Origin of the sequence: Nocardiopsis yanglingensis, assembly GCF_045809185.1 — a bacterium.
In the GTDB taxonomy this organism is placed as follows: domain Bacteria; phylum Pseudomonadota; class Gammaproteobacteria; order Xanthomonadales; family Xanthomonadaceae; genus Stenotrophomonas; species Stenotrophomonas yanglingensis.
Window position 1 is genome coordinate 513,379 of the sequence record NZ_JBJNRH010000001.1, and the last position, 14,443, is coordinate 527,821.

Consider the following 14,443-nt stretch of genomic DNA (forward strand, 5'->3'; position numbering starts at 1 on the left):
GGCACAGCCCCTCAGAGCGTGCGGACCAAGGTCCGCACCCACCAGAAATCGATCAACCGCGGGCAGCCCACCACACGCGCAGCAGCGTGCGCACCGGCGTGGCTTCGATCGGCTTGCCTGCGGCCTGTGCCGCCACCCGTGCACGCGCCAGGCTGGACCACACGCGGCGCGGGCGCGGGCCGGGCACGCGGGTGCCCCACCCCTTCAACAGATGCTGCGCCCAGCGCTGTGCGGCATTGCTGGCGTCTTCGTCCAGCAGGCTGCGCGGCACACCGGCCACGCCCGCATCCTGCAGGCGCTGGGCCAGGGTCTGCAGTTGCACCGCGCGACCGGCGCCGGTCCGTGGCTTGTCGGCGAACAAGGCCGCCTCCACCGCGGCTACGGCCTCGGCATAGTTCACCAGCGCGCGCTCGGCACCGGCCGCATCCAGCGCGACCGTGCGCGCTTCAACCAGATCCGGAAGTGCTTCGGCCAGCTGCGCCCACGGCGCACGCACCGGCTCCAGCAGCCGGCCCAGCGGATGGCGCGAACGATGCGCGGCCCAGCTGCGCAGCTCCTCGCCCCACCATGCCAGCTTGGCGTCGGCCGGCAACGGGTCGCCGCTGGTGTTGAGCATGTCGTCGAATTCCTGCAGCAGCGCGAACCACGCCACTGCAAGCTCGCGTTGCGATTCGGCCACGAACGGGGCGGCCACCGACCATTCCGGCCAACGGCTGCGCCACTTGTCGAGGAAACTGTCCAGCGCGGTACTGCTCACTACGTGATTCCTTACGGCTGGGCCGGGGCTGCCGGCCGGGTCGGCCACAGACTGGCCAGTTGCAGAAGTTCGGCGTTCTCGACCAGCACGTCGGCCTGCCAGGCCAGCGGGTCGTCGCTGTGCAGGCGGTAGCCCCACAGTGCCGCCACCGACGGCATTGCCGCGGCGCGTGCCGCGATGATGTCGCGCTCGTCGTCGCCCACGTACACGCAGTCTTCGGCGGCAACGGCAATCGCCTGCGCGGCGTGCAGCAGTGGCAGCGGGTGCGGCTTGCGCTCGGCCAGGCTGTCACCGCCGACCAGTACCGCGCAGCGCTGCTGCCAGCCGTGCTGCGGCAGGATCAAGCGCGCCAGGTACTCGGGCTTGTTGGTGACGATGCCCCACACGGTGCCGGCGTCATCCAGCGCGGCAAGCATGCCGGCCACGCCATCGAACAGCACCGCGTGCTGGCCGATCAGCGCTTCGTAGCGCTGCAGGAATTCCGGAATCAGCGCATCGCGTGCGGCAACATCCAGCTCCGGGAAGGCGGCGCTCACCATTGCACGCGAGCCCTTGGAGACCACCGGACGCAACATTGCCGGGTCGATCGGCGCGCGACCACGCTCGGCCAGCATCGCGTCGCAGGTGGCGACGAAGTCCGGTGCGCTGTCCAGCAGCGTGCCATCCAGGTCGAACAGCACCGCGCGCGGGAAGCGGGCCGCGGTCATGCCGGCTTGACCGCGTAGGCCAAGTAGTTGATGTCGGTACGGCTGCTCAGGCGGGCATGGTTGCGCCACGGCTCGTAGGCCATGCCGCTGACATCCACCAGCTGCATGTCGGCCTCGCGCAGCCAGCGCGCCAGCTCGGCCGGCTTGATGAATTCCTGGTAGTGGTGGGTACCCTTGGGCAGCAGCCGCGCCACGTACTCGGCACCGACAATCGCCACCGCGAAGGCGGCGGCGGTGCGGTTGATGGTCGACAGGAACAGGTGACCGCCCGGCTTCAGCAGGCGCTTGCAGGCCTCGATGATCGCGCCCGGGTCCGGCACGTGTTCCAGCATTTCCATGCAGGTGACCACATCGAAGCTGCCCGGCTGCTCGGCGGCCAGGTCCTCGGCGGCCTGCACCCGGTAGTCGACCTTGGCACCGCTTTCCAGCGCATGCAGGCGCGCGACCTTGACCAGTTCCGGGGCCAGGTCGATGGCGGTCACGTCCGCACCGGCCTGCGCCAGCGCTTCGCTCAACAGGCCGCCACCGCAGCCGATGTCGAGCACGCGTGCGCCGCGCAACGGCACGCGGTCGGCCACGTACTGCAGGCGCACCGGATTCAGCGCATGCAGCGGCTTCTGCGGGCCGTCAGCGTCCCACCAGCGGTTGGCCAGCGCGGCGAACTTGTCCAGCTCGGCCTGATCGAAATTGGAGGAAGCGTGGGGGGCAGTCATGAGGGAGTCCTTGCGGCGCCGGGGTTCAGGCGCGGATATGACGGATGCGCTCGCGCCACTGGCGCGCGTTGGCGATGATGCCCGGCAGGTCCATGCCGACCAGCTCGCGCTGCACCAGCTTCGGCTTGCCGGCAATCCAGACGTCGCTGACCTGCTGGCGGCCGGTGGCATACACCAGCTGCGACAGCACGTTGTGCAGCGGCTGGGTTTCCAGCGCGGACAGGTCGACGCAGACCAGGTCGGCCTGCTTGCCGACTTCGATCGAACCGATGCGATCGCCGAAGCCCAGCGCGCGGGCGCCGCCCAGCGTGGACGCGCGCAGCGTGGTGGCGGCGTCCAGCGCGGTCGCGTCATCGGCCACGGCCTTGGCCAGGATCGCCGCGGTGCGGTTTTCGCTGAACATGTCCAGGTCGTTGTTGCTGGCACAGCCATCGGTGCCGATCGCCAGGTTCACGCCAGCACGCTGCAGGGCGCAGGCCGGGCAGAAACCGGAGGCCAGCTTCAGGTTCGATTCCGGGCAGTGCACCACGCTGACGCCGCGTTCGGCGCACAGGTGGATTTCCGCATCGGTCAGCTGGGTCATGTGCACCGCGATCAGGCGGTCGTTGACCAGGCCGAGCCGATCCAGCCGCGCCAGCGGGCGCTGGCCGTGCAGCTTGATCGAATCGTTGATCTCCTGCGCGGTCTCGTGGGTGTGCAGGTGCACCTGCATGTCGAGCTGGTCGGACAGCATCCGCACCCGCTCGAAGTTGGCATCGTTGACGGTGTACGGCGCATGCGGCGCGAACGCGGTGCCGATCAGCGGATCGGTGCGCCACTGGTCGTGCAGTTCACCGGCCTTGGCGAAGTACTCGTCGTCGGTCTTGGCCCAGGCGGTGGGGAAATCGATGATGACCGCGCCGACCAGCGCGCGGAAACCGTGCTTCTTGTAGACCGCCGCCTGTACGTCGCCGAAGAAGTAGTTCTCGTTGGCACAGGTGGTGCCGCCGCGCAGCATCTCGGCGATGGCCAGGGTGGTGCCGTCGGCAACGAATTCGGGGCCGATCACCGCCGCTTCCACCGGCCAGATGTGCTGCTGCAGCCAGGTCATCAGCGGCAGGTCATCGGCGACGCCGCGCAGCAGCGTCATCGGGTTGTGCGTGTGCGCATTGACCAGGCCCGGCATCAGGGCAGCCTCGGGGCGGCTCACCACCTGGGTGGCGCGGAACCGCGCGCGGGCTTCGGCACGCGGCAGGATGGCCACGATTTCACTGCCACGCACGGCAACGGCATGGTCTTCCAGCACCACCGCGTGCGGCTCGATCGGAACGACGTAACCGGCTTCGATGAGCAGGTCGCAGGCTTCGGGGAGGTGCGGGCTATCGCTCATGCGGGCTCACTGGCTGGGGGGGGCGGCGAGATACTTCTGGGGGACACGCCCCTGAGTCAGGGGCTGCCGCGAAGCGGCGGGGTCTGGAGACTCGTGAAGCGGGGCCCATGATCTGCCGAAGCAGATCATGGGAGCGCCAGCGCGAATGCGATGGCGCGTACCCGACCAGCGGCCGGCACTACCATGATCCGGCTGCGCCGGATTACTTGACGCGTGCGGAGTATTCGCCCGAACGGGTGTCGACGCGGATCACTTCTTCCTGGTTCACGAACAGCGGCACGCGGACCACGGCGCCGGTTTCCAGGGTGGCCGGCTTGCCGCCGCCGCCCGAGGTGTCGCCACGGACGCCCGGATCGGTTTCGGTGATCTTCAGTTCAACGAAGTTCGGCGGCTGCACGAAGATCGGCTCACCGTTCCACAGGGTGACCACGCAGGACTCTTCGCCCTTCAGCCACTTCTCGGCGCCGCCCATGCCGGCCTTGGTGGCCTGGACCTGCTCGAAGGATTCCGGGTCCATGAAGTGCCAGTACTCGCCGTCGCTGTACATGAAGTTCATGTCGGTATCGACGACGTCGGCTGCATCCAGCGAGTCGGTCGACTTCATGGTGACTTCCTGGGTACGGCCGTCCTTGATCAGGCGGTACTTCACGCGGGTGAAGGCCTGGCCCTTGCCCGGCTTGACGTATTCGGTGTCGATGATGACGGCCGGTTGGTTGTTGACCAGGATCTTCATCCCGTTCTTGACGTCGTTCATGCCGTAGCTGGCCATGCGTAAACTCCTGAGTGGCAAAAACGCCGCGGGTGCGGCGAGCCGTTAGAATGGAAAGCCCACCGGATGCCGGTGGGCGACTGTTTTTCTGCCCCCATGATAACCGCAGGCCCCCTCTCCATGCAGCTTTCCGCCTTCCCACGGCCCCAGTCGCCAGGTGCGCCCGCGCGCTGGCAGCAGCTCTGGCGCCAGGCGTTGCGCGACCCGCACGCGCTGCTGGCCCGGCTGCAGCTGGACCCGGCCGCGCTGGGCGTCTCGGAGGCGGCCATGGCCCAGTTCGCGCTGCGCGTACCCGAGGGCTTCGTGGCCCGCATGCGCCCGGGCGATGCGGCCGACCCGCTGCTGCGCCAGGTGCTGCCGATCGACGCGGAAATGCGCCCGGCGCCCGGGTTCAGCTTCGACGCGGTGGGCGATGGCGCGGCCAAGAAGGCCACCGGCGTCATCCAGAAGTACCGTGGCCGTGCCCTGCTGGTCGCCACCGGCAGCTGCGCGATCAATTGCCGCTACTGCTTCCGCCGCCACTTCGACTATGGCGCGGAGAACGCCGCCAAGGGTGGCTGGCAGGAGGCCGTAGCCGCCATCGCGGCCGACCCGGACATCGACGAGGTGATCCTGTCTGGCGGTGACCCGCTGTCGCTGGCCACGCACAAGCTGGTGGAACTGACCGACGCCCTGCGCCAGATACCGCACATCCGCCGCCTGCGCATCCATACCCGCCTGCCGATCGTGCTGCCCGAGCGCGTGGACGATGAACTGGTCTCCTGGCTGGGCAGCCTGCCGTGGCCGCTGGCGATCGTGGTCCATGCCAACCATGCCAACGAATTTGACGCCAGCGTGGACGCGGCGATGGGCCGCCTGCGCGGCGTCGGTGCCCAGCTGCTGAACCAGGCCGTCCTGCTGCGCGGGGTCAACGACAGCGTGCAGGCCCTGCAGGACCTGAGCGAGCGCAGCTTCGCCGCCGGCGTGCTGCCCTACTACCTGCACCAGCTGGACCGGGTCGAGGGCGTAGCCCACTTCGAAGTGGACGATGCCCAGGCCAAGGCGCTGATTGCCGGCCTGACCGCACGCCTGTCCGGCTATCTGATCCCGAAACTGGTGCGCGAACTGCCCGGCGACCCGAGCAAGCGGCCGGTGTAAGAGCACTACCGGGGGTCAGATCCCTTTTCCCGCGGAAAAGGGATCTGACCCCAGCACAACGTCAATCGGTCAGACGCCCGATTCGATCATCCGCACCACTTCGGTGGCGGTCACCGGGTGGCTCAGCCAATAGCCCTGGCCGAGGTCGCAGCCGCGCTGGGCCAGCAGCTCGTACTGCGCCTGCTGCTCGATGCCCTCGGCCACCACCGTGATGCCCAGCGCGTGGGCCATGGCGATGATTGCCGTGGTCAGCGCCAGGTCGTCGGGATCGCGCTGCATGTCGGCCACGAAGCTCTTGTCGATCTTCACCCCATCCACCGGCACCTGGCGCAGGTGACTGAGACCGGAGAAGCCGGTACCGAAATCATCCAGCCAGACCTTCACGCCGGTGCGGTGCAGCTTGTCCAGCAGCTGCGCGGCAACCATCTCGTCGCCGATCACGGCGGTTTCGGTCAGCTCCAGATGCAGGCGCGAGGCCGGCAGCCCGGATTCATGCAGGCACTGCGCAACCAGTGCCGGCAGCTCGCCGCCGCGCAGCTGCCGCGGCGACACATTGACCGACACGAACAGATCATCACCGCTCGCCCCGCGTGGCCACTGCGAGGCCTCCATGCAGGCCGCACGCAGCACCTTCGGGCCGATGATCTCGATCAACCCACTCTGCTCGGCCACTTCGATGAACACCGACGGCGGAATCGTACCCAGGGTCGGATGCTGCCAGCGCAGCAGCACTTCGACGCCGACCATGCGGCGGTCGCGCATGCGGAAGATCGGCTGGTAGGCCAGCCGCAGTTCGCCGCGCTCCCAGGCACCGCGCAGCTCCTGTTCCATATGCACGCGACGCTCGACCGCGTGGTCCATCGCCCGGCTGTAATAGCGATAGCAGTTCTTGCCGGCCATTTTCGCCTGGTACATGGCGATGTCGCCGTTCTTCAGCAGGGTGGTCGCATCGGCCGCATCGTCGGGGAACAGGGTCACGCCGATCGAGGTGCCCAGGAACAGTTCCCTGCCCTGCACCACCAACGGCTTGCCCAGCTCGCGCACCAGCACTTCGGCCAGCAGCCGCGCGTTGGCGGCCACATCACCGTCGCCCACCAGAATCACGAACTCGTCGCCGCCGAAGCGGGCCAGCAGGGCTTCATCGCCCCCGGCCTCGGTAACCGCGCGGCCAATACGCTGGGCGAACTGCAGCAATGCCTCATCGCCGGCTTCGTGGCCAAGGGTGTCATTGACCCGCTTGAAATCGTCGATATCGGCGAACAACAGGCCCAACCGGTGATTGGCGGCACGGGCAGCCATCAGCCGATGATCAAGCGCCTCGCGGAATGCCAGCCGGTTGGTCAGCCCGGTCAGCGCGTCGGTATAGGCCATGCGCCGCACTTCGCGGTCATGGCGGGCGATCGCATCACGCATCCGGGCGAAACCGCGCACCAGCTCGCCGACCTCGTCGTCGCGGGTGTTCTCGGCCAGGGGCGTCTGGTAGTCACCGGCTTCGATGCGACGGGCGGCGATGGCAAGATCACGGATCGGCGCAACCAGGGTGCGCTGCACGTACAGGATCACCACAACGCCGATCACCACCAGCAGGCCCAGCATCAGCAGCAGCCAGCCCAGGTGGCGGCTGCCGACCTGCTGCAGGCGCTCGCCCAGGGTGGCGTTGGCCGCCTGCTCGCGCTGCTGCACCTCATCCAGCGCCATGCCGACCCGGACGCCACCAATGCGCTGGTTGCCGATCATGATCGGCATCGCGTTGTCGAGCACCTTCGGCGATTCCTGCACCACCAACGCCTGCGCGGCGGCAGCCCCGGGTGCCAGTGGATCGGCCATCGGCTGGCCGAATCCGGATACCTCGATCGAACCGTCATGCACCAGCCGGCCACGTTCGTCGAATACCAGCACATAGCGCACCACCGGTTGCCGCGCGGTGCCGCGTACCAGCGCGCCGACCTGGTCCAGATCGCGGTAGTACAGGGGATTGGCCAGTGAATCGGACAACTCGCGCGCCATCGCTTCGCCGCGGCTGCGCACGCTGCGGTCGAACAGTTCATGGATGACGCCACCACTGAGGTTGCGCACCTCGCCCTGCATCGCTGCCTGCCGTCCCAGCAGCACCGCCAGAATCGCCACCACCACGACCATCGCCCCGCCCATCGCGAGCAGGAACCGGGCCTGCATTCCCGAGCCGAGCCACTTCATTCCACTTCCATCCGCACGCGCGTCAATCCTTGTTTCAATTCATCCAACCGCTGCTGCGCATGCGCATCGACGCGATGGAAACCGGAAGTGCCAAAAAACCGATGCAACGCTCCCTGTGCCTGTGGGTCGCTGGCCGCCTGCAGCAGCACTTCCTGCAAGCGATCCCGCACCCGCGGATCAAGGTCGGCGCGGACCATTTCCACCGCGCGGGGGTAGGGTTCGGTACGCAGCAGTTCGCGGAAGTCGCGGCGGAACGCAGCCGGCACCCGCCGCTCGTCATTCCAGTCCACGCTGCTCACCGCCCCCACATCGACCACGCCCTTGTGCACGAACGTCGCGATGTTCAACTCGCTGCGCGCGAACACATAGCCCACGCTGTCCCGCCCCGGCATGTCCCACGTCCCCGCCAGGATCTGCGGCGACAACCCTTCCTGCAGCAGGGTCATCACCGGCACCAGATAGGCGCTGGTCGACGCCGTGTTCTGCAGCGCCAGGCGGTGCCCGCGCAGATCCTGCACGCGCTGGATCGGGCTGTCGCTGCGCACGAAGAACACTGTCTGGTACTCGCGCACGCCATTGCGCTCGGTCAGCAGCAGCGGCCGTGCGCCACTGCGCTGGCCCAGCGCCACCGCCGTACCCGAGGTTTCGGTGACCCAGTCGACCCTGCCCCGCCGCAGATAGCTGGCCATCTGCTGCGGGTCGCGTGCCATCAGGATCCTCCCTTCCTTGATGCCAACGTCGTGCATGCGCGCCACCACATAGTCCAGCAAGGGCTGCAGCTGCTCGTAGTGGGCCTTGGGATCATCGCTGATCCGGCCCAGCACCAGCACCGGGTCCGGTGCTGCATGCACCGTCCCGGCCAGCAGGACCATGGCCAGGCTCAGCAGTCCCCCCTGCATTGCCTTTCGCAGACCCGACACAGGCTTCATCCCCCCTGGGTATCCAGACAGACTACCCGAAAAAATGAGAACGTCGTCAGCTGTCCTTGCCGCCTGCCTGGGCCAGTCGCGCCATGCGCTGGGTGTCGGCGAGGATGCCGCGCAGCAGGCGCACTTCCTGCTCGCTGGGCTCGCTGCGCAGGAACAGGCGGCGCAGCTTGCGCATCGCCGATTCCGGGGCGCGGCCCTTGTGGAAATCAATCTCGTCCAGCGTGTCGCCAAGCTGGGCGAAGAAGCTCTCCATCTGCTCGTGGCTGGCCGCCTGCTCGCGGAAGCCCGGCTCGGCGTCGGCCGCAGGCTGCGCACCCAGCAGCTGCATGCGCGTTTCATAGGCCAGCACCTGCACGGCGGCAGCCAGGTTGAGCGAGCTGAACTCCGGGTCGGACGGGATGTGCACCGCTGCATGGCAAAGCTGCAGTTCCTCGTTGGTCAGGCCGGTGCGCTCACGGCCGAACACCAGCGCCACCTCGGCCCCCTCGCCGGCCTTGGCCACCGCGCGGGCAGCGGCATCGGCCGGCAGGTACTCCTCCAGCTGCACGCGGCGGGCACGGGCGGTGCAGCCCAGCACCAGGCGGCAGTCAGCCACGGCTTCGGCCAGGGTGGCCACCACCGGGGCGTCCCCCAGCACGTCTTCGGCACCGGCCGAGCGGCGGAAGGCCTCCTCATCCAGCGGCTTTTCGGGGGCAACCAGGACCAGGCGGGCCAGGCCCATGGTCTTCAGGGCACGGGCGGCAGCACCCATGTTGCCGGGGTGCTGGGTACCGACCAGGACGAATCGGAGGCGGGTGGCGGCAGGAAACTGGGACATGAACAGGGAAAAGGTCGAGCTGGACGATGACCAATGGTAAACTGTGCGGCCGGCCACTGCGCCGGACCCGCTCTTTTCCCCCGCCAGTCCATCTCTTCTGCCTTTCCGGGAGCCCACGCCATGCAGAAACCCGCCGTAACCGTCATGGTCAAGGCCGCCCGCCTCGCCGGCAACGTCCTGTTGCGCAACATCAACAAGCTCGAGGCACTGAACGTGGTGCAGAAGGGCCGGATGGACTACGCCAGCGAAGTGGATGCGGACGCGGAAAAGGTCATCGTCAAGGAACTCAAGCGCGCCTACCCGGACTACGGCATCTTCGGTGAAGAAGGTGGTGTGCAGGGCGAGCGCCGCCAGATGTGGGTCATCGACCCGCTGGACGGCACCAGCAACTACCTGCGCGGCGTGCCGCACTACTGCGTGTCGATCGCCCTGGTCGAAAACGGCGAGCCGACCGATGCGGTCATCTTCGACCCGCTGCGCAATGAACTGTTCACCGCCAGCCGTGGCGCTGGTGCCGTGCTGAACGACCGCCGCATCCGCGTGGCCGACCGCAAGGATCTGGAAGGCACGATGATCCACACCGGCTTCGCCCCGCGCGAGCGCAGCCGCGCCAGCGCCCAGCTGAAGGCGGTGGACGCCCTGCTGGTGCACGGCGAGGACATCCGCCGCACCGGCTCGGCCGCACTGGACCTGGCCTACGTGGCCTGCGGCCGCGCCGACGCCTACTTCGAAGCCGGCGTGAAGGCATGGGACATCGCCGCCGGCCTGCTGCTGGTCCGCGAAGCGGGCGGCAAGGTCTGCGACTTCAAGGGCGCGACCCTGGGCCGCATGGACAACCGTGGCCCGGACACCCATCAGATCGTGGCCGGCAACCTGAAGGTGGCCGAGTCGCTGCAGAAGGTGCTGGTGAACACTGGCTACGCGGCGGAGTTCGACGCGAAGTTCTGATCTACGCGTAGACGCGGTTCATGGAGACGGCACCTGCGAAGGTGCCGTTTTCGTTTGCGCGCCGACGCATTGGCGCGCCAGGCGATGCCTGGGGATCATTTCCGCGACCGCGGTGGGGTGTCACTTTCTTTGCGCGCAAAGAAAGTAACCAAAGAAACGCTCCGCCGGCCGCGAGCCGACGTGCTGCGCACGCCGGTGCCCTGCGCTCCTCGGCCCGTCGAGGGACGGTGCGGGAACTCGCTGCGCTCAGACACCCGCACCTCTTCGCCCTCGCCGGACCTGCGGTGCTCGGCTCGCTTGAAGGCGGACTGGAAGGTCAAGATCAAGAGCAACAGCATCCACGCATGGCGTGAATCTACGGGGTGCAGCTGTAGCATTTGACCTTGGGTCCGCCTTGAGCGAGCCGAGCATCGCAGGGGGATCAGGGGCGAAGAGGCGCCGGTGTTTGAGCGCAGCGAGTTCGGCGCCGTCCCCTGATTCGCCGAGAAGCGCAGGGTACCGGCGCGTAGCGACGGCTCGCGCCCTGGCGGCGTGTTTCTTTGGTTACTTTCTTTGCACGAGCAAAGAAAGTGACACCTCTCCGCAGGCGCGGAAACGATCCGCCGGGCACGACCCGGCATCCGCAATGCATCCCGCAAACAAAAACGCCCGGCGCGAGGCCAGGCGTTCCTGCACTACCGTGGAAGTACGGAGGCTTACGCCACCGTCGACGCCCGCAGCGCGGCAATGCGCTCTTCCAGCGGCGGGTGGCTCATGAACAGCTTCTTCGCCGTCGAACCGGCGATACCGAAGGCTGCGATCTGCGTCGGCAGCGTGCTCTGGCCGTGGTTGAGCTGCAGGCGCTCCAGCGCGGCGATCATCTTCTGGCGGCCGGCCAGCGAGGCACCGCCGGCGTCGGCGCGGAACTCGCGATGGCGCGAGAACCACATCGAGATCATCGTCGCGAACAGGCCGAACACCATCTCCAGCACGAACACGATGATGTAGTAGGCGAAGCCGCGGCCGCCGCCTTCGCGGTTGCCCGACAGCGCGCTGTCGATGACACCGCCGACCACGCGGGCCAGCACGATCACGAAGGTGTTCAACACGCCCTGCAGCAGCGCCATGGTGATCATGTCACCGTTGGCGACGTGGGCGATCTCGTGACCCAGCACCGCTTCGGCCTCGTCTTCGCTCATGTTGTGCAGCAGGCCCGTGGATACCGCGACCAGCGCATTGTTGCGGTTGGCGCCGGTGGCGAAGGCATTGATCTCCGGGCCTTCGTACACGGCTACTTCCGGCATGCCGATACCGGCCGCCTTGGCCTGGCGCTCGACGGTGGCCAGCAGCCAGCGCTCGGTCTGGTTGCGCGGCTCGGTGATCACCACCGCACCGGTGGAGCGCTTGGCCATCCACTTGGACAGCAGCAGCGAGATGAGGGAGCCACCAAAACCAAAGATCGCGGCCATGACCAGCAGGCCGCTCATCTGGTTCGAATTGACCCCCAGCAACGACATCACGATGCTGGCGAGGATCAGGACCGCGAAATTGGTCGCCAGGAACAGGGCAATGCGGGTAAACATGGGAAAATCCGGCTCGGAAGGGGTCGATACCGGTCAATTTGCGGTGTGGTCAGCTTGAATTCAAGCGCCAACCTGACCGACGATTCAGCCTGCATGACCGCCAATGCTCCCTGCGGCCGCTTCGCGCCCTCGCCGACCGGCCTGCTCCACCCCGGATCCCTGCTCGCCGCCTTCGGCAGCTGGCTGCTCGCTCGCCATCACGGCGGCCTGTGGCGGCTGCGCATCGAAGACGTCGACCCGCCGCGCACCGTGCCCGGTGCGGCCGAGTCACAACTGCAGGCACTGGCGGCGTTCGGCCTGGTCCATGATGGCCCGATCCTCTGGCAGAGCGCCCGGGGCGAGGCCTACCAGGCCGCGCTGGATGTACTGCTGGCCGATGATCTGGCCTTTGTCTGCCACTGCAGCCGCAGCGAGCTGGCTGCCAGCGGCGGCATTCATCACCGCTGCGTAGCGCGGCAACCACGACCGGACCCCGCCGTCCGTTTCCGCGTGCCACCGGGCAGCATCGTGCATTTCAACGATGGCCTGCGTGGTCCGCAGCAGCAGGACGTGCATGCCGAGGTTGGCGACTTCGTGCTGCGCCGCGCGGATGGCTGCTGGGCCTACCAGCTGGCCGTGGTGGTCGATGACGCCGCACAGGGCGTGACTGAAGTGGTGCGCGGCGCCGACCTGCTCGATTCCACCGCGCGGCAGATCCTGCTGCAGCAGGCGTTGGGCCTGGCGGTACCGCGCTACTGGCACCTGCCGCTGCTGCTCGATGCCCCGGGCCACAAACTGTCCAAGTCGCTGGCGTCGCTGCCGGTGGACAGTTCGCGCCCGCTGCCCGTGCTGCGCCAGCTCTGGCAGTTGCTGGGCCAGGCGCCTGCGGCCCTGGACCACGCGCACGATCTGGACGCGCTGCTGGCCGCGGCTCGACAGGCCTTCGACCCCGCCCAGCTGCCGCGCGCCGACATCCTGCTGCCGGCCGGCGCACTTTCCGCGCCGATGTTGCAGAATCCCCCTTCCCCCACCTGATACCCGGACAGCATTCCATGACATCTCGCGTCGCACTGGTCACCGGCGGAACCGGCGGCATCGGTACCGCCATCTGCCAACGCCTGGCCGACCAGGGCCACCGGGTCGCCACCAATTACCGCGACGAGGCCAAGGCCCGCGCCTGGCAGCAGGCGATGACCGAACGCGGCTACAGCGTGTCGATCTTCCCGGGCGATGTCTCCGATCCAGGCAGCGCCGAAGCGCTGGTGCGCGCCGTCGAGGCCGAGCTGGGCCCGGTCGAGATCCTGATCAACAACGCCGGCATCACCCGCGACACCACGTTCCATCGCATGCGCGCGGACCAGTGGCACGATGTGATCAACACCAACCTCAATTCGGTGTTCAACGTCACCCGTCCGGTCATCGAAGGCATGCGCCGCCGCGGCTGGGGCCGGGTCATCCAGATCAGCTCGATCAACGGCCTGAAGGGCCAGTACGGCCAGGCCAACTACGCGGCGGCCAAGGCCGGCATGCACGGCTTCACCATCTCGCTGGCGCGCGAGAACGCCGGCTTCGGCATCACCGTCAACACCATTTCGCCCGGCTACGTGGCCACCGACATGGTGATGGCGGTTCCAGAGGAAGTGCGTGCCAAGATCATCGCCGACATCCCCACCGGACGCCTCGGCAAGCCGGAGGAAATCGCGTACGGCGTCTCGTTCCTGGTCGCCGACGAAGCCTCGTGGATCACCGGTAGCAACCTGGACATCAACGGCGGCCACCATATGGGTTGGTAAGCCGCGCAGCGGGCCATCGCGGCGAACGCCGCCGGCCCCTGCCAAGAGTCATGCTGCGCAGCACGCAAACCCTTGTTGCGCAACATGATCACTGCTGAAAGCCAAGCCTGGCGGGGGCTGAGGCGGTTGCAACGGCTGCTGCACTGCGCCATGCTGCGCGTCTACTGTGACGAGTACCGCTTCATGGCTGCGACCCGCATCATCAAGAAGTATCCGAACCGCCGTCTCTACGACACCGAGATCTCCAGCTACATCACCATCGAGGACGTGCGCCAGCTGATCCTGGACGGTGAAGACTTCGAAGTCCGCGACGCCAAGAGCGGCGACGACCTCACGCGATCGGTCCTGCTGCAGATCATCGCCGACCAGGAACAGGACGGCGAACCGATGCTGTCCACCCAGCTGCTGAGCCAGCTGATCCGCTTCTACGGCGACTCCCTGCAGGGCTTCATGGGCAATTACCTGGAGCGCAGCATGCAGGTCTTCCTCGACCAGCAACAGCAGTTCCGCCAGCAGATGGGCAACCTGCTGGGCCAGACGCCGTGGGCGATGATGAACCAGCTGACCGAGCGCAACCTGGAGCTGTGGCAGGAATTCCAGCGCAACATGGGCACGGGCTTCGGTGGCCCGCGTCCAGGCGGCACCGGAACCGGAACCGGCGCAGGTACCGGCAACAAGCCGAACGAACCGGGCACCGGCACCGGCGGCAAGACCCGCCGCTGAGCTGCAGCAACGGCTGATACGAAAACGGCGCGCCCCTGGCGCGC

Annotated in this window: 14 protein-coding genes; 5 read left to right on the plus strand and 9 right to left on the minus strand. The window is 67.6% G+C overall.

What is annotated here, in order from left to right; all coding sequences use genetic code 11:
- Positions 1-52 precede the first annotated feature (52 nt).
- From ACJ7C5_RS02400 to efp, 5 genes are all read right to left on the minus strand, one after another.
- Complete coding sequence (locus tag ACJ7C5_RS02400) at positions 53-757, minus strand: isoprenoid biosynthesis enzyme family protein (RefSeq protein WP_412702958.1); 705 nt, start codon at positions 755-757, stop codon at positions 53-55.
- 11 nt (positions 758-768) lie between these two features.
- On the minus strand, positions 769-1,464 hold the full coding sequence (locus ACJ7C5_RS02405) for a phosphoglycolate phosphatase (protein WP_014037871.1): 696 nt from the start codon (positions 1,462-1,464) through the stop codon (positions 769-771).
- Entirely contained in the window at positions 1,461-2,177 is a 717-nt protein-coding gene (ubiG, locus tag ACJ7C5_RS02410; RefSeq protein WP_014037872.1) for a bifunctional 2-polyprenyl-6-hydroxyphenol methylase/3-demethylubiquinol 3-O-methyltransferase UbiG, read from the minus strand. Before ubiG ends, ACJ7C5_RS02405 begins: the two co-directional genes overlap by 4 nt.
- A 25-nt stretch (positions 2,178-2,202) precedes the next feature.
- On the minus strand, positions 2,203-3,546 hold the full coding sequence (locus tag ACJ7C5_RS02415; protein ID WP_014037873.1) for a TRZ/ATZ family hydrolase: 1,344 nt from the start codon (positions 3,544-3,546) through the stop codon (positions 2,203-2,205).
- Between the two features lie 202 nt (positions 3,547-3,748).
- Positions 3,749-4,315: an elongation factor P gene (gene efp, locus ACJ7C5_RS02420; protein ID WP_014037874.1), complete on the minus strand. Its 567-nt coding sequence runs from the start codon at positions 4,313-4,315 to the stop codon at positions 3,749-3,751.
- A 120-nt stretch (positions 4,316-4,435) separates the two neighbouring features.
- Between efp and epmB the strand changes: the two genes are divergently transcribed.
- Complete coding sequence (gene epmB, locus ACJ7C5_RS02425) at positions 4,436-5,452, plus strand: EF-P beta-lysylation protein EpmB (RefSeq protein WP_412702959.1); 1,017 nt, start codon at positions 4,436-4,438, stop codon at positions 5,450-5,452.
- 69 nt (positions 5,453-5,521) lie between these two features.
- Here the strand turns inward: epmB and ACJ7C5_RS02430 are convergent, their stop codons facing one another.
- Genes ACJ7C5_RS02430 through ACJ7C5_RS02440 form a run of 3 tightly spaced genes read right to left on the minus strand, consistent with a single transcriptional unit; the run spans position 5,522 to position 9,394 of the window.
- Positions 5,522-7,648, minus strand: coding sequence for a putative bifunctional diguanylate cyclase/phosphodiesterase (locus ACJ7C5_RS02430; protein WP_093999887.1), 2,127 nt, complete (start codon positions 7,646-7,648; stop codon positions 5,522-5,524).
- Entirely contained in the window at positions 7,645-8,577 is a 933-nt protein-coding gene (locus tag ACJ7C5_RS02435; RefSeq protein ID WP_093999886.1) for a phosphate/phosphite/phosphonate ABC transporter substrate-binding protein, read from the minus strand. Before ACJ7C5_RS02435 ends, ACJ7C5_RS02430 begins: the two co-directional genes overlap by 4 nt.
- A 46-nt stretch (positions 8,578-8,623) precedes the next feature.
- Positions 8,624-9,394: an RNA methyltransferase gene (locus ACJ7C5_RS02440; RefSeq protein ID WP_088026604.1), complete on the minus strand. Its 771-nt coding sequence runs from the start codon at positions 9,392-9,394 to the stop codon at positions 8,624-8,626.
- Positions 9,395-9,514: 120 nt separating this feature from the next.
- Here ACJ7C5_RS02440 and ACJ7C5_RS02445 point away from each other — a divergent pair, with 120 nt between their 5' ends.
- Positions 9,515-10,342: an inositol monophosphatase family protein gene (locus ACJ7C5_RS02445; protein ID WP_049435104.1), complete on the plus strand. Its 828-nt coding sequence runs from the start codon at positions 9,515-9,517 to the stop codon at positions 10,340-10,342.
- A gap of 695 nt (positions 10,343-11,037) precedes the next feature.
- Here the strand turns inward: ACJ7C5_RS02445 and htpX are convergent.
- Positions 11,038-11,904 carry a protease HtpX gene (gene htpX, locus ACJ7C5_RS02450; protein ID WP_093999883.1) on the minus strand — a complete coding sequence of 289 codons (867 nt, stop codon included), beginning with the start codon at positions 11,902-11,904 and terminating at the stop codon, positions 11,038-11,040.
- Between the two features lie 93 nt (positions 11,905-11,997).
- Between htpX and gluQRS the strand changes: the two genes are divergently transcribed.
- The 3 genes from gluQRS to phaR all read left to right on the plus strand — a co-directional run bounded on the left by gluQRS (position 11,998) and on the right by phaR (position 14,399).
- Positions 11,998-12,918 (plus strand): tRNA glutamyl-Q(34) synthetase GluQRS, encoded by a 921-nt coding sequence (gene gluQRS, locus ACJ7C5_RS02455; RefSeq protein ID WP_412702960.1) that lies wholly within the window; start codon positions 11,998-12,000, stop codon positions 12,916-12,918.
- A 17-nt stretch (positions 12,919-12,935) separates the two neighbouring features.
- Positions 12,936-13,676: an acetoacetyl-CoA reductase gene (gene phbB, locus ACJ7C5_RS02460; protein WP_164090501.1), complete on the plus strand. Its 741-nt coding sequence runs from the start codon at positions 12,936-12,938 to the stop codon at positions 13,674-13,676.
- A gap of 150 nt (positions 13,677-13,826) precedes the next feature.
- Positions 13,827-14,399, plus strand: coding sequence for a polyhydroxyalkanoate synthesis repressor PhaR (phaR, locus tag ACJ7C5_RS02465; protein WP_412702961.1), 573 nt, complete (start codon positions 13,827-13,829; stop codon positions 14,397-14,399).
- Positions 14,400-14,443: the final 44 nt, after the last annotated feature.

Excerpts from the sequence above, each read along its gene's own strand:
- ACJ7C5_RS02405 (WP_014037871.1), bottom strand. The coding sequence starts at position 1,464 with ATGACCGCGGCCCGCTTCCCGCGCGCGGTGCTGTTCGACCTGGATGGC.
- ubiG (WP_014037872.1), bottom strand. The coding sequence starts at position 2,177 with ATGACTGCCCCCCACGCTTCCTCCAATTTCGATCAGGCCGAGCTGGAC.
- ACJ7C5_RS02415 (WP_014037873.1), bottom strand. The coding sequence starts at position 3,546 with ATGAGCGATAGCCCGCACCTCCCCGAAGCCTGCGACCTGCTCATCGAA.
- efp (WP_014037874.1), bottom strand. The coding sequence starts at position 4,315 with ATGGCCAGCTACGGCATGAACGACGTCAAGAACGGGATGAAGATCCTG.
- epmB (WP_412702959.1), top strand. The coding sequence starts at position 4,436 with ATGCAGCTTTCCGCCTTCCCACGGCCCCAGTCGCCAGGTGCGCCCGCG.
- ACJ7C5_RS02430 (WP_093999887.1), bottom strand. The coding sequence starts at position 7,648 with ATGAAGTGGCTCGGCTCGGGAATGCAGGCCCGGTTCCTGCTCGCGATG.
- ACJ7C5_RS02435 (WP_093999886.1), bottom strand. The coding sequence starts at position 8,577 with ATGAAGCCTGTGTCGGGTCTGCGAAAGGCAATGCAGGGGGGACTGCTG.
- ACJ7C5_RS02440 (WP_088026604.1), bottom strand. The coding sequence starts at position 9,394 with ATGTCCCAGTTTCCTGCCGCCACCCGCCTCCGATTCGTCCTGGTCGGT.
- ACJ7C5_RS02445 (WP_049435104.1), top strand. The coding sequence starts at position 9,515 with ATGCAGAAACCCGCCGTAACCGTCATGGTCAAGGCCGCCCGCCTCGCC.
- htpX (WP_093999883.1), bottom strand. The coding sequence starts at position 11,904 with ATGTTTACCCGCATTGCCCTGTTCCTGGCGACCAATTTCGCGGTCCTG.
- gluQRS (WP_412702960.1), top strand. The coding sequence starts at position 11,998 with ATGACCGCCAATGCTCCCTGCGGCCGCTTCGCGCCCTCGCCGACCGGC.
- phbB (WP_164090501.1), top strand. The coding sequence starts at position 12,936 with ATGACATCTCGCGTCGCACTGGTCACCGGCGGAACCGGCGGCATCGGT.
- phaR (WP_412702961.1), top strand. The coding sequence starts at position 13,827 with ATGCTGCGCGTCTACTGTGACGAGTACCGCTTCATGGCTGCGACCCGC.